Raw genomic sequence first — 14,208 nt, forward strand, 5'->3', positions numbered from 1 at the left:
CGAGGCGCCACGGCCAACGATGACGCGGCCCGGAGATCTGCGGCAGTGGGCGTTCCATGGTAAGAGCTCGGGACATAGTCCGTGCGATATTGCCTGATCTGCTGATAACACGTCAGATCACCGGTGAAAATGCCGCCATGGTGTGGATGCTCTGGGACGAAGAGACCTCTTTCATCGGCCGGTCGGAGGAACTCGGTCTGATCCGCGCGGCGATGGGCTGCAGCCGACTGGTGACGCTCACCGGGACGGGCGGGGTCGGCAAGACGCGGCTCGCCGGGCGCGTCGCGTCTCTCTCCAGGCCGCAGACCGAGCGGGACGTCGCCTGGGCGGATCTGTCGCCCTTGCTCAACCCCCCGCTCCTGGCGGCCACGGTCGCGGATGCGCTGGGGCTGTCCGATCACACCCCACGGCTGCCGACGGAGGCGGTCTGCGCCTGGATCGGCGACCACCCTGTCCTGCTGGTCCTCGACTCCTGTGAGCACCTGCTGGCCGAGTGCCGCACTCTGGCAGGCGATCTCCTGGCGGCTTGCCCGAACGTGACGATCCTGGCCACCAGCAGGGAACCGCTGCGTGTGCACGGCGAGACGGTCGTCGAGATCGAACCCTTCGCGTCGGCGCAGGACGCGGTCGCGCTGTTCGCCGACCGTGCCGCCGCGGCGGGCAGCCCGCTCAAGGACGAGAGCGACCACCATCTGGCTGCGAGCCTGTGCGAGCACCTTGACCGCCTGCCGCTGGCGCTGGAACTGGCCGCGGCGCAGTTGCGCGGCATGCCACTGACCGAGCTCTGCACGGGGCCCCTCTCGGCGATCGACCTTCCCCCGGCGGAGGCTCACACCCACCCGCCGCGGCACGCCGCCCTGCGTACCACGATCGGCTGGAGCCACGAGCTGTGCACCCCGTTGGAGAGGCTGCTGTGGGCCCGACTGTCGTTCCTGCCCGGTTCGTTCGACGGCACCACCGCCTGGCAGGTGGCCAGCGGGGGACCTCTCTCTCCGAGCCGGGTCGCGCAGACCCTCGCCTCTCTGTGCGCCAAGTCCGTGGTGGTCCAGCGGACCGGCACGTACCGGATGCTGGACTCCGTGCGGCAGTACGGCCGGATGTGGCTGCACGAGCTCGGTGGCGAGCAGGAGCTGGCGCGCCGCCACGCCGAGCACGTGCTCGCCCAGACCCGCCAGGCCCATCTCGAGTGGTTCGGCCCCGCCCAGCGCGGCTGGTACCAGCGGATCGAGTTCCTCCACGCGGACATCCGCCTCGCGGCCGATCACTTCCTGGCCACCGACCCGGCGGCGGCATTGGAGCTGATCGGCAACGTCACCCTCTTCTGGGTGTGCTCGGGCTACCTGTACGAAGTTCGCCGTTACCTGGAGCTGGCGACGGAAGCCGTCGAGGAGGGCCAGGACGACGTCTGGGTGCAGGGGTTGTGGAGTCTGGGGCTGACCCTGACGCTGCAGGGCGAACACCGGGCGGCGCAACTGGTGGCCGCCGACTGCCGGGACGCCGCCGCGGCCGTCTTCGACACGGACGGAATGGCACGCGCAGCCTATCTGTCCGGCCTGTTGCACCTGCTGCAGGGCCGCCCGCTCGCGGCGGCACAGGTCGTGGAGTCGATGACGTCGGGCACGGACGCCTCCGATTCCGGGCAGCCGAGCGGCCCGACGGCCATGTGCCGTCTCGTCCACGTCTTCGCCCTCACCGGGTCAGGACGCCTGCCGCAGGCCCGCCACGAGGCCCGTGAGCTGCGCGCCGTCTGCAGGGCGTCCGACGAGTACTGGACGCTCTCCTACGCCGAGCACCAACTGGCCCTGATCTCCTTCCTGGAAGGGCGCACCCAGGACGCCGTCGGCCACTCGCGGGCCGCCCTGGCCGCCAAGCGGCACATCGGAGACGCCTTCGGGATCGCCATGATCATGGACCTCCTGGCCATCTCCTTGACCGACACGGGAGACCACCACGCCGCGGCCTACGCCTTCGGTGCGGCGGCGCACCTGTGGCAGACCGTCGGCCATCCCCAGCGCGGCACACCGGAGCTGGCGTCACTGCGCGACGACTGCGAGGACAGGCTCGTGGACGCCATGGGCGAAAGGAACTACGACGCCATCTGCCGGCAGGCGGCCGCCTGCGACCGGCAGACGCTCGTCTCCTGGGCCGCCGGCGGAGGGCCCGTGCCCGGAGCATGACGGCTCGCTGCCGGGACCGGGTACCCGCACGGTCCTTCGAAGACTTCCGCCGACGAGCGCTTCGGCCCTATCGTCTGAGCCCGTGATCACAAACGGCGTTCCACAGTCCCCGACGGTCTACCCGCTCGCCAAGACCCGCGTATGGCTCATGCTGGTCGGTTCTCTGCTCTTCGTCGCTCTGGGCATCGTGTTCCTGATAGCCCACAGCACCGTCAAGATGACCGTCGCGGGAGCACTGGCCGTGCCCTTCTTCGGGTTGTGCGCCGTGCTCATCGTCCAGCGCCTGTTCCGCGGCCGCCCTGAGCTGGTGCTGGACGACGCCGGTGTGGAGCACGTGCGGCTGGGCCGCTTCGGCTGGGACGAGATAGCCGCCGTGCGGATACGCGAGCAGCAGGTACGCAACACCTCCCAGCGGTTCATCGAGTTGGTGCTGCACGACCCGGAGGCCTACCTGGCGCGGGCACCCAAGCTCGTGCGCAGCACCGCGTCGATGAACGCACGGCTCGGCTTCGGTCCGGCCAACATGGCGACGAACACCCTGCCGGTGCCGCCCGAGGAGATCGTGGACGCGATGCGGCGCCACCGCCCGGGACTCGCCGTACATCACTGAGCGAGCCCGTCGGCCGACCGGCCGCCGAGTCCCTTCCTGAACGACTCGTAGACACCCCGACCGACCGCACGCGCCAGACGCACCGTTGACACATGCCGATATAGGCATACGATGAAGTCATGGCAAGGGCGGCGACTACCTCGGACGCGTTCAACGCGATCGCCGAACCGCAGCGGCGACAGATCCTGGTGCTGCTGCGAGGCGGCGAACGCCCGGTGACCGAACTGGCCCGGGACCTCGGCATGACCCAGCCCCAGGCGTCCAAGCACCTGCGGGTCCTGCGGGAGGTCGGGCTGGTGCGGGTCCGCGGGTCGGGCAAGCAGCGGCTGTACGACCTGGATGCCCGCGGCCTCCGGCCGGTCCACGAGTGGGTGGGCGGCTTCGAACGGTTCTGGAACGGGAGCTTCGACCGACTGGACGCGTACGTGCAGGAGTTGGAGCGGGCAAGACACGAGGAACCACACGATGGCGACGACCGGTAGCGGCGGCGAACCCGCGCGGACGACCGCGGACCGCGAGATCGTGATCTCCCGGGTGATCGGCGCCCCGCGGGAGCTGGTGTTCGAAGCGTTCACACGCATCCAGCACCTGTCGCGGTGGTGGGGACCGGAAGGCTTCACCACCACGACGCGGTCCTTCGAGTTCCGCGTGGACGGCGAGTGGGACTTCGTTATGCACGGACCCGACGGCACCGACTACCAGGAGTGGATCACCTGGCGGGAGATCGTCCCGCCGCAGCGCATCGCTCTGTTGCACGGCGAGGCCCGCGACGACCCGAACGCCTTCGAGTCCGTCGTCACGTTCGAGCCCACAGCCGACAAGACCCGGATCGTGATGCGCACGGTGTTCCCGACCAGGGAACACCGCGACGAGGCGGTGGAGAAGTACCACGCGGTCGAGGGCGGCGAGCAGACGCTGGCCAACCTCGCGGCGTACGTCGCCGACATCGCCCTGGAGCGCACCACGGGCCATGGGCCGACGACGGCCGGCGAGACCACGACCGAGCGGGAGACCGGACAGGAAGGAACCACGAGCTGATGGCCGGCAAGGTGTTCTTCTGTGTGACGATGTCGCTCGACGGCTTCATGGCGCCCGAGCCCGTGCCCGTCGAGCACGTGTTCTCGCCCGAAGGCCGAGACGACCCCAGGGCCCAGCGCTGGCTGACGAAGTGGTCGGAACTGCAGGCCTGGCTGTTCCCCCAGCGGTGGTTCCGGGAGAACCTCAAGCTCGGCGAGGGCGGCGAGGAGGGCGTCGACAACGACATCGCACGGGCGACGTACGAGCGCACCGGTGCGAGCGTGATGGGCAAGCGGATGTTCGACGCCGGCGAGCTGGCCTGGCCGGAGGAAGCGCCGTTCCACACCCCGGTGTTCGTCCTCACCCACACCAGGCGCGAACCGTGGGAGCGGCCGGGCGGCACCACCTTCCACTTCGTCGACGACGGCATCTCCAGCGCCCTCGACCAGGCCCGCGAGGCAGCCGGCGACCGCGACGTCCGTATCGCCGGGGGCGCCGAGACCATCCAGCAGTACCTGGACAGCGGCCTGATCGACGAGTTCTCAATCAGCCTGGCGCCCGTACTGTTCGGCACCGGCATCCGCCTCTTCGACCGCGTCGACCCCGATCACCTCACGCTGGACCAGACACGCGTCGACCCGTCGTCGCGGGTCACCCACCTGACCTACACCGTCGGGAAGCGGTAGCCCAGACCTCGTGGAGACACCGGACGCGGTCTGTGCGCGGGCCCGTTCCCGAAACCGTAAGAATCTCGATCGCTTCGGCCGCGAACCCGCGGTTAGCCTCGGACCATGAGCGTGAACACGGGGTACGGCCGGACATGAATCGATCGCCGCTCTTCTGTGAAGTGGCCTTGGCGGAGCGTATCGAGCGCGCCGAGACCCAGCTGATGACCGCTGCCGCGGAAGCCGCTCGCCTGCGCCGAGGAGACGACGCGGGGTTCGTGCTGCGGGTGGCCGGCGCGGTGGCCACGTTCGCCGAGGACGACTCCCCCTTCAACAAGATCGCCGGACTCGGATTCGACGGCGTACCCGACGCCGCCGTGCTCGACCGCATCGAGCGCGCCTTCGCCGACCGCGGTGCCGCCGTGCAGGCCGAGGTGGCCCAGCTGGCCGACCCGGCGGTCGGCGCCCTGTTCACGGATCGCGGATACCGGCTGACGTCGTTCGAGAACGTCCTCGGGCTCGCCCTCGACGGCACGTTCGAACGGGTGACTCCCCCGGGCATCGAGGTGAGGCAATGCCGCGAGGAAGAGTTCGATGCCTGGCTCGATGCCGTGGCCGACGGCTTCGCTCACCCCGACGACCAGGGCGTTCCCGCGCACGAGGAGTTCCCGCGTCAGGCGCTCGCGAACGCCGAACGGGACTTCGCCGCGGCCGGCGTGCTGCACTACATCGCCCTGTGCGACGGCACCGTCGCCGGAGGGGGCAGCCTGCGCATCGCGGACGGCGTCGCGCAGCTCACAGGTGCGGCGACGGCCCCGCGGCACCGCCGCCGAGGTGTGCAGACCGCCCTGCTCTCGACCCGCCTGGCCGACGCTGCCGCCGCCGGCTGCGACATCGCCGTCGTCACCACCCAACCCGCCTCCAAGTCCCAGCAGAACGTGCAGCGTCGGGGATTCCACCTGCTGTACACCCGCGCCATCCTGGTGAAGGAGGCCGCCTCGAGGAGTCCGGAGCCCGACGCCACGGACGAGGTGCGCGTGGTGCAGTTCGACGGCGCCCGGGAGGAACTGCGCCCGCTGTTCGAACTGGCCGAGGATTCAGCGGCACAACTCGCCTCCTACATCGACGACGGACGTGTGCTCGTCGCCCTGCGCGGAACGACTCCCATCGGTCACCTGCAGCTGGTGGCAACCGACCGCGCCGACACCTTCGAGATCAAGAACATGGCCGTGCGCGAGGACCTGCAGCGCAGCGGTGTGGGCAGGCTTCTGATGCGTGGTGCGATCGACCTGGTCTCACGGGAGAGGGGAACCCGTCTGCTGGTCGCCACTGCCGCGGCCGACATCGGCAACCTGCGCTTCTACCAGCGCCAGGGGTTCCGCATCAGGACGATCGAGCGGGACGCCTTCACTGCCCGCACCGGTTACGAGCCCGGCACCCTCGTCGACGGCATCGAACTCCGCGACCGCGTCTGGCTCGACCGCCCACTCGAGCCCATGCCCGCTCAGTAACGGGCACCACTGACACCGCTCAGCGATCGTGAATCCTTCCCGCCACCGGCGGTCGCTCACCCGGAAAGGGTGATACGCGCCCGCTCCGCTCGCCGGAAGACTCGGTGGGTGGTTTCAGCGGGGGCGGGATCCAGGACCCGGTCCACTGAGATCCCACCCGCGGTGCCTGCCCTGCCATACGGGTGAACCGTCCTGGCCCACCCCCGTGCGGCATGCGGCCCCCCGCCGGGTGTCCTTGACTGGAAGTCCGTAACCGCCGGTCCAGCACGGGAGAAGACATGGCAGGACGAATGGGCAAGAGCAAACACCGGTGCACCGCGGTCGCCCTGCTCATGGCGTGTGCCGTGGCCGGCGTGAGCAGTTGCTCCGGCAGTTCGTCAACGACCTCGCCTGCCCGCAGCAAGGCAGCCTCGGCGGCGTCCGCGGCGGCGTCAGCGGCCTCCTCCGCCGTGGCCTCCCTGGCATCTCAGGGAGCTTCCGCGCTGGCCTCGGCTTCGGCAGAGGCCAAGCGCCGGCTGGACGAGGTGAAGAACGGAATCAACGCCAAGGACGAGGTCAGCCTCGGCGCCCCGGCCTCGGCCGGTGACGGCCGGATCACCGTCCCCGTCACCGTGCACAACACCGCGAACTCGGCCAAGTCGTTCGTGGTCCAGGTGAGCCTCAACGACAGCAAGGGCAATCTCCTGGACACATGCGTCGTGACGGTCGACAACGTCGCCGCCGGGAAGGACGGCAAAGCCACCGCCCGCAGCAACCGCAAGCTCTCCGGTCCTGTCCGCGCCGAAGTCGCCAGGGCCCTGCGTTACTAGGCGCGGCATGCCGGACGTCGACGGCCACGAAAGACTCAGGCGCGAGCGCCTTGTCAGAACCCTGACGTTCTGGCTGCGCCCTGCCTTCTCCTTGCGCGTCCTCAACCGCTTCCAGAAGATCGTGGGGTTCGACCGGGCGATGGCCCTGGCTTCGAGCGCCCTGACCGCGCTCATTCCCCTCGCGATCCTCGCGGGCGCCGTCCTGAGCAACTTCGTGCACTACGACGCGGCCGAACGCATCATCAACCGGTACGGCCTCACCGGCAAAGGAGCGGACGCGGTACGCTCGCTCCTCGATCCGGCCGAGGGCGGCGGCGCGAGCGTCGGCATCCTGGGCGTGGTGTTCCTGACGATCTCCGCGCTGAGCTTCGCCCGCGCGGCGCAACGCCTGTTCGAACAGTGCTGGGAACTCAAACCCCTCAGCATGCGCAACACACGCAACGACCTGGTGTGGATCGTCAGTGTCGGCGCCTACGCGGCGGTCTCGGGCTGGATCCAGGCGGTACTCGGCGGCGGCCGGCTCGGCCTCACGGCCGCGTTGGTCGAGGCACCGGTGACCGCCGTGTTCCTCCTGTGGAGCGGCCGCGTCCTGTCCGCCAAACGGATCAGCCTGATACGGCTGCTCCCCTTCGGGATCATCACGGCGACACTCACCTCCGTCTATTCCGTAGGGGCGAAGGTGTACCTGCCGAGACTGTTCAACTCCTATGCCGCCCGCTACGGAGCGATCGGCGCCGTCTTCGCGATGATCTCGGCCCTGTTCGGGGTCATGCTGGTGACGGTGGCCTCGGCGGCCCTGGGACGCGAGGTCCACGAGGAACTCACCCGGATCCGTGCCGGCGACCGCCCCTCGGACCACGAGATCCGCCAGCAGTGGGACGGCATCATCGAACAGGCCCGGTTGCGCTGGCGCACCGCACGAGAGCAGGTCTCGCATCGTCGACCCGAGGACACGAAGCGCGTCTAGCCGCCGGGGCCGGGGGCGGCGACGACGTCCCGTGTGGTGCCGACGGCGGGAGTGTACGAACGTACCTTCTGGAGCGTACGATCGTACGCATGACGGTGGACCACTTTGCCGATGACCCGCGGACCAACCTGCAGCGCATGCTCGCGGGCGATCTCTACATCGCCGACGACCCCGAGATCGCCACCAGGCAACGCCACGCCATGCGCCTCGCCGAGCGCTACAGGGCTGCGTTCCTGGACGATCCCGCCGACGCCCGATCGCTCCTCGAGGATCTGCTCGGCTTCGCGGGTGAGGAGATCGAGGTGCGGCCGCCGCTGTACGTGGACTACGGCAGCAACATCTCCATCGGGGCCCGTACCTTCGTCAACTACAACCTGACCGCGCTCGACGTGGCGGCGATCACCATCGGCGAGGACTGCCAGATCGGCCCGGGCGTCCAACTCCTCACCCCCACTCACCCCCTGGAGCCCCAGCCCCGCCGCGACAAGCTGGAGGCCGCCCTGCCCATCACCATCGGGGACAACGTCTGGCTCGGCGGCGGCGTCATCGTCTGCCCCGGGGTGAACATCGGCGACGACAGCGTCATCGGCGCCGGATCGGTCGTCACCAAGGACATCCCTGCGAACGTCGTCGCCGTCGGCAGCCCCGCCCGCCCCGTCCGCAGCCTCTGAACCCACCTGCGATGGCCACCGGACACACCGACCCACAGCGCCGCGAGCGCATCCTCAGCGCCACCCTGGACCACATCGCCGACGAAGGCGTCGCCGGCGTCTCCCACCGGAAGATCGCCGCCAGGGCCGGGGTGCCGCTGGGTTCGATGACCTATCACTTCGAAGGCATCGGCGAACTGCTCCACGAAGCCTTCACCGGCTTCGCCGACCATGTCGTCGCCCTCTTCGAGCAGCACCTGAACGGGGCCGGCAGCGCCGACGAGGCGCGCGAAGCGGTCACCGACCTCATCCACGAACTCTCCGACGGACCGCAGCGCGATCTGATCATCACCCACGAGCTCTACACCCTCGCGGCCCGGCACCCCCAGTACCGAGAGCTGACACGCCGATGGATGATCCGCAGCCGAGAGCTCCTGGAACGCCACTTCGACGCCGACACGGCCCGCCAACTCGACGCCCTCATCGAGGGACTCGCCCTCCACCGCGCACTCGACACCGCACCGCACGACCGGCGCCTCACGCGCGAAGCCGTCACACGCATCACCACCACCGACCGGACGCGACCCTCGCCCAGCCCTCGGTGACCCCCTTCTGCGTGAGGCCGGCCGCCTCCCGCCCCGTGCGCCTCAACCGATGGCCCTGACACGTTCATCGCACGACAGGCTGAACACCCGCACGCGGCGCCCACAGCCGGGATCGACGGCCTCTTGAACTATGTGCATCCCCAGCTTGGCCATGATCCGTTCGGATGCGCCGTTACCCACCTGAGCGACGCTGACGATCCGCTCCAGCCTCAGCTCTTCGAACCCGAACCGCACAGCGGCCCGAGCCGCCTCGGTGGCCAGACCCCGCCCCCAGTGGGACCGACCCAACCGCCAGCCGACCTCGACCGCGGGCAGCAACTCCGGCATGAAGTCAGGGACCGAAAGACCGGTGAACCCGGCCAGTTCCCCCGTCGAGCGGATCTCCACGGCGAACAGCCCGAAGCCCCGGGCGTCCCACTCGCGCTCGATCGCCTCGATCCCGAGGCGCGTCTGCCGGGCGTCGCGGACGCTGCCGTCACCGATCCACCTCATGACCTCGGGGTCCGCATTGACAGCCGCCATGGGCGCGGCGTCGTCCTCGCGCCAGCGGCGCAGGAGCAGACGGGGAGTCTCCAGCATGACCATCCGAGCATTCTGAAGCACCCAGGCGGGCCTGTAGCCGTGTCACGACCCGGCAACGGCCCGGTGACCAAAGCAACCGGTGATTGGCTGGAAATCGTTTGTGCCTGAGACAGTCACCCTCGACTGCCACTCACCAGACAGGATCACCATGACGACCTCCACGAAGTCCGACCGGCACAGACCCGGCACCGTTCTCCGTACGACCGTGATCGGCGCCTCCGCCGCCGTCCTCTCACTGGTGCTCACGGCCTGCAACGGAAACGGGACTTCGACAGCCTCCCCCGCCGACGCAAAGACGGCGACGGCGGGCGGCAAGGCCACGGCGGCCGGTGCCCCCACGACCGGCGCCAAGCCGGCGACCAAGCCCACGGGCACAGGCAGCGGCACATCGTCGTCCGCCGCCACCAAGCCCGCCCCCTCGGCACCCGCTCCGGCAAAACCCCTCGCCTCCGGCACGGCCGGCGACGACGGCTGCGACCACAAGATGCCCATCTCACCCGACGAGGTGGCGGTCTACCGCTACACCCCCGAAGGCGGCTCCCTCAGCCTCATCGTCAAGTACGGCAACTGGGGCTGCGCCCCGGCGGACTCCGACGGCGCACCCTTCGAGACCGTGGGCAAGGAGACGTACATGCCCATGGACCAGGCGGCGTACATCACCGTCACCAACCCCATCGTGGAGAGCACCGACAACCAGCACATCGGTGTCCAGGAGTTCCTCGACTGGCTGGAAGCGCACCCGAACAGCGGGCTGGTGTTCAAGTACCACCTGGGCGCCGACGGGGCGATCGACCGGCTGGACGAGGAGTTCACCCCGTGAGCTCAGGCTTACGGGGGCGATCAGGCGCAGCGCCCGGTCGGAAGGCCGGTAGGGTGCTGCGCCGCAACCGCTGTGGCTGAAAATGTGTCTCTCAACGCGTGGTGCAGCCGCTTCGGAGGTGGCCGTGCACGGCAGCAGGACGATCGGGGGGAAGATGTGAACACATGGGTGGTTCCCGGATACACCGAGTCGTACGAACTCGGGTCAGGGGCGAGCGGACGCGTCGTATCGGCCGTGCACGGGGACACGGGCGTTCCCGTCGCGGTCAAGTACCTCAGCGAGTCCCTGCGCGAGCGCCCGGGCTTCGTACACGACTTCCGGGCTGAGGCACGCCTCCTGGGCGGCCTGGAAAGCCTGCACGTGACCGGCTTCTACGAGTACGTGGAGAGCCCGCACGGCGCCGCCATCGTCATGGAACTGGTCGACGGAGTCTCGTTGCGGACCCTGCTGAAACGCCAGGGCCCACTCGAACCCGAGGCCGCGCTCGTCCTTCTCAAGGGATCACTGCTCGGCCTGGCCGACGCGCACGGCATCGGTGTCGTCCACCGCGACTACAAGCCCGAGAACGTCCTGGTCGCCTCGGACGGATCGTCCAAGCTCGTCGACTTCGGCATCGCGGTGGACGCCGGAACCAGCGCCGGCGTGGCCGGAACCCCCTCCTACATGGCCCCCGAGCAGTGGACCGGCGAGCCCGCCTCCTGCGCCACGGACGTATACGCGGCCACGGCCACCTTCTTCGAGTGCCTGACGGGACACAAGCCGTACGCGGGCGAGAACCTCGCCGAACTCGCCCTGCAGCACGTCGACGCCCCCATCCCGGTCGACGAGGTCCCCGAGGCGGTACGTGAACTGGTCCGCCGCGGTCTGGCCAAGCAACCGGACGAACGACCGTCCCAGGCCGATGCCTTCGTCACGGAACTGGAGACGGCCGCCCTCACCGCCTACGGCCCCGACTGGGAGAACCGCGGCCGCGCCCGCCTCGCCGCCCTGGTGGCCCTGCTGGCGATGCTGTTGCCGTCGGCCCGCGCTCCCCGGACCACCACCGACACCGCGCGCACGATCCTGAGCCAGAAGCCGCACCTCGGCGGGGCGCGGTCATGGCTGCCCGGCCGCCCCGGGATGCTCGTGTCGGGCTCCGCCGTGCTCCTGGGCGTCCTTCTCACCTACGGCATCCACGCCGCCCCGGGAGCCGCCGCGCAGCGGTCCGCCCAGGCCCTGGCCACCACCAGCGCCCACACCGGAGCCGCGTCACCGGGAGACACGGCCCCGCCCACGTCACCGTCCCCGTCGGACGACGCGTCGCCCTCCCCCTCTCTCTCCCCCTCGGCCTCGGCGAGCACCGACACCCCGGACCCCACCGCGTCCGCCCCCTCCGCACCCACCTCGGACACGACCACCGGCGCGACGACCGCGCCGGCCACCCCGACGGCGTCCTCCCCGACCTCGCCCGCCGCTGCCGCCGTCAAGAACGTCGCCGTGTCGGCACTCCAACAGACGGGCCCCTCCACCGCGACGGCAACCGTCGACATCACCACGGACGGGACCGGACCGGTCACCCTCACCGTCTCCTGGTTCACGGGCAACCTCGCCGGCCCGCTCGGCTCCCCGGACGGCGCGTCACAGACCTTCGAGCGAAGCGGAGCCACCCACTACACGCTCGCCGTCCAGCACACCTTCCAGAACGCCGGCTGCTACTGGGCAGTGCAGGCCACGACGACCCCGGCAGCCGCCTCCGGCAGCTCCTCCCAGCAGATCCTGACCAGACAGTGCGAGCTGCGATGACCACTCACGACGATGTCACTCCCCCGCCCGCGGAGGAGGAAGAGGCGACCCGAAGGCTCGTTCCCGTCGACGCGCAGGCCGCCACTGTCCACCTCGACGCCACCGACGGCGGAACCCCGGGCGACACTCCCGCCGACGCGGACGACGGCTACAGCGCCACCGTCCTGGCCAGCCACTGGATTCAGCGGCCCGAGCTCGACCGGACCCTCGTCGAGGAGTCGGAGGAGTCGGAGGAGTCGCCCACCAGCGCTCCATCGGTGCGCCCTGATCGCGTCGACGGCACTGTGCTGCGGTTCGGTCCGGGCGTGACCGCCGTCGTCGAGCACCGTCATCAGCGGACGCCGGCCGCCGCACCCCTGTCGCCCCCACCTGTGCCCCGGCGTCGGAGACTGCGCAGGCACGCCTTGCCGGCGCTTGTGGTGCTTGCCGTGCTCGCCTTTCTGCTGTGGCAGCGCTCGGCACCGTCCGTGCAGGTCAGCGGAGTCGCCGTCACCTCACGGCCGGCGGTTCTGGGGTGCGACGGCACCGCGGACGTCGTCGGTCTGGTGATCACGAACGGCCGGGCGGGCACGCTGTCCTATCGCTGGGTCCGCAGCGACGGGACCGCCTCCGGTGTGCTCCACGAAGTGATGGTCCGGGGCCAGAAGCACGCGCGTCTCCACCTGCGATGGACTTACCGGGGCAAGGGGCATCGCACGGCCCGGGCCGAACTGCGCATCCTCTCCCCCACCCACCGGGAGAGCAGCGCCCGCTTCACCTACGACTGCTGACCGGGAGGGCGACTTCGGCGCTCGGTGCCTCGGTGGACGCGGGGGCCGGGTCACCGGCTGGTCGCGGTGGCGGCGATGGCGGGAAGGACGGCGAGGGCGAGGACGCCGCCGGCGAGGGCGAGCACGGGGTAGCCGGCGGCGGCCACGACGACGCCCGAACTCAGACCGCCGGTGGCGCCGGCGATGGCGATGGCGACGTCGACCGTGCCCTGGGTCTTCGCCCTGGTGGCCAGCGGCACGGCGTTCGTGATCATCGCGGTGCCGGAGACGAGGCCCTCGGGTGCCGCGGCGGCGGTGGTGCCGGCGGCCAGGAGGGTGAGACCGGACGCCACGGCGACCGCTTGGGGACCGTGACGGTCCACGAGCCGGCCGGTCAGAGGGGAGGGCAGGTACATCGCGCCGACGTGGATGGCGATGACGAGGCCGGAGGCGGCGGTGCCGTGACCGTGGTCGTGCATGTGCACGGGCGTCATCGTCATGATCGCCACCATGACGAGCTGGGTGAGGATCATCGTCAGCGAGCCCGGTATCAGCCCGGGTCCGCCCCTCCGCGCCGGGGTGGCTTCGGTCGGCTGACGGAGGTCGAGAGTGCGGGCGAGCAGCAGGGGGTCGGGGCGCAGCCATACGGCGAGGACGAGGGCGGCCAGCGCGTAGGCGGTACCCGCGAGCAGGAACGGCCCGGCCAGGGCGGGGATGCCGAGGTGGCGGGCGAGGTTGCCGGTGGGTGCGGCGAGGTTGGGGCCCACGACGCCGCCGAGGGTGGTGGCGACGAGGACGGTGGAGACGGCGCGGGCGCGGTGGGCGGGGGCGGCGAGGTCGGCTCCCGCGTAGCGCGCCTGGAGGTTGGTGGCGGTTCCGGCGCCGTAGACGAACAGGGCGATGAACAGCAGTACGGGGTTGTCGGCGACGGCGGCGGCGATGACGCCCGCGCTGCCGACGGCGCCGGTCAGGTATCCCGCGGCCAGGCCCGGTCTGCGGCCGTGGGCTTGCGAGATGCGGCCCACCGCAACGGCGGCGAGGGCCGAGCCTGCGGTGAACAGGGCGCTGGGCAGGCCCGCGAGGTCGGTGGAGCCGAGGATGTCCTGCGCGAGCAGGGCTCCGACGGTGACGCCTGCCGCGAGGCCGGCCCCGCTGAGGATCTGGCTGGTGACGAGGACGGCGAGGACGCGGCGCTGTGCCTCGGGTCGCGGGGATATACCGGCGGCGGCGTCCGCGGCTGTGCTTGTCACGGGGGTGTCTCCCT

Annotated in this window: 15 protein-coding genes; 13 read left to right on the forward strand and 2 right to left on the reverse strand. The window is 70.4% G+C overall.

The window, feature by feature from the left end:
• Positions 1–137: 137 nt before the first annotated feature.
• The 10 genes from LN251_RS29600 to LN251_RS29645 all read left to right on the forward strand — a co-directional run bounded on the left by LN251_RS29600 (position 138) and on the right by LN251_RS29645 (position 9,011).
• Positions 138–2,177: an ATP-binding protein gene (locus LN251_RS29600; protein WP_458247239.1), complete on the forward strand. Its 2,040-nt coding sequence runs from the start codon at positions 138–140 to the stop codon at positions 2,175–2,177.
• 82 nt (positions 2,178–2,259) lie between these two features.
• The gene (locus LN251_RS29605) at positions 2,260–2,787 is read left to right on the forward strand and encodes an STM3941 family protein (protein WP_458247240.1); all 528 of its coding nucleotides are present in this window, start codon (positions 2,260–2,262) and stop codon (positions 2,785–2,787) included.
• Between the two features lie 119 nt (positions 2,788–2,906).
• On the forward strand, positions 2,907–3,269 hold the full coding sequence (locus LN251_RS29610; RefSeq protein WP_458247241.1) for an ArsR/SmtB family transcription factor: 363 nt from the start codon (positions 2,907–2,909) through the stop codon (positions 3,267–3,269).
• A complete protein-coding gene (locus LN251_RS29615) occupies positions 3,253–3,825 on the forward strand; it encodes an SRPBCC family protein (RefSeq protein WP_458247242.1) in 573 nt (190 codons plus the stop codon). The genes LN251_RS29610 and LN251_RS29615 overlap by 17 nt, the downstream gene beginning before the upstream one ends.
• Positions 3,825–4,490: a dihydrofolate reductase family protein gene (locus LN251_RS29620; RefSeq protein ID WP_458247243.1), complete on the forward strand. Its 666-nt coding sequence runs from the start codon at positions 3,825–3,827 to the stop codon at positions 4,488–4,490. The genes LN251_RS29615 and LN251_RS29620 overlap by 1 nt, the downstream gene beginning before the upstream one ends.
• A 161-nt stretch (positions 4,491–4,651) precedes the next feature.
• Positions 4,652–5,980 (forward strand): GNAT family N-acetyltransferase, encoded by a 1,329-nt coding sequence (locus LN251_RS29625; RefSeq protein WP_458248189.1) that lies wholly within the window; start codon positions 4,652–4,654, stop codon positions 5,978–5,980.
• A 278-nt stretch (positions 5,981–6,258) separates the two neighbouring features.
• Positions 6,259–6,789, forward strand: coding sequence for a hypothetical protein (locus LN251_RS29630; protein WP_458247244.1), 531 nt, complete (start codon positions 6,259–6,261; stop codon positions 6,787–6,789).
• Positions 6,790–6,796: 7 nt separating this feature from the next.
• Entirely contained in the window at positions 6,797–7,756 is a 960-nt protein-coding gene (locus LN251_RS29635; RefSeq protein ID WP_458247245.1) for a YhjD/YihY/BrkB family envelope integrity protein, read from the forward strand.
• An 89-nt stretch (positions 7,757–7,845) separates the two neighbouring features.
• On the forward strand, positions 7,846–8,427 hold the full coding sequence (locus LN251_RS29640) for a sugar O-acetyltransferase (RefSeq protein WP_458247246.1): 582 nt from the start codon (positions 7,846–7,848) through the stop codon (positions 8,425–8,427).
• Between the two features lie 11 nt (positions 8,428–8,438).
• Positions 8,439–9,011 (forward strand): TetR/AcrR family transcriptional regulator, encoded by a 573-nt coding sequence (locus LN251_RS29645; RefSeq protein WP_458247247.1) that lies wholly within the window; start codon positions 8,439–8,441, stop codon positions 9,009–9,011.
• 42 nt (positions 9,012–9,053) lie between these two features.
• Here LN251_RS29645 and LN251_RS29650 read toward each other — a convergent pair whose 3' ends face one another.
• On the reverse strand, positions 9,054–9,590 hold the full coding sequence (locus LN251_RS29650) for a GNAT family N-acetyltransferase (protein WP_458248190.1): 537 nt from the start codon (positions 9,588–9,590) through the stop codon (positions 9,054–9,056).
• A 151-nt stretch (positions 9,591–9,741) separates the two neighbouring features.
• On the opposite strand from LN251_RS29650, the gene LN251_RS29655 reads away from it, so the two are divergent.
• The 3 genes from LN251_RS29655 to LN251_RS29665 all read left to right on the forward strand — a co-directional run bounded on the left by LN251_RS29655 (position 9,742) and on the right by LN251_RS29665 (position 12,965).
• A complete protein-coding gene (locus tag LN251_RS29655; protein WP_458247248.1) occupies positions 9,742–10,413 on the forward strand; it encodes a hypothetical protein in 672 nt (223 codons plus the stop codon).
• A gap of 156 nt (positions 10,414–10,569) precedes the next feature.
• Positions 10,570–12,195 carry a serine/threonine-protein kinase gene (locus LN251_RS29660; protein WP_458247249.1) on the forward strand — a complete coding sequence of 542 codons (1,626 nt, stop codon included), beginning with the start codon at positions 10,570–10,572 and terminating at the stop codon, positions 12,193–12,195.
• Entirely contained in the window at positions 12,192–12,965 is a 774-nt protein-coding gene (locus tag LN251_RS29665; protein WP_458247250.1) for a hypothetical protein, read from the forward strand. Before LN251_RS29660 ends, LN251_RS29665 begins: the two co-directional genes overlap by 4 nt.
• Positions 12,966–13,015: 50 nt before the next feature.
• On the opposite strand, the gene LN251_RS29670 is transcribed toward LN251_RS29665, so the two are convergent.
• On the reverse strand, positions 13,016–14,194 hold the full coding sequence (locus LN251_RS29670; protein ID WP_458247251.1) for an MFS transporter: 1,179 nt from the start codon (positions 14,192–14,194) through the stop codon (positions 13,016–13,018).
• Between the last annotated feature and the right edge of the window lie 14 nt (positions 14,195–14,208).

Source organism: Streptomyces sp. MAI_2237 (assembly GCF_054189285.1).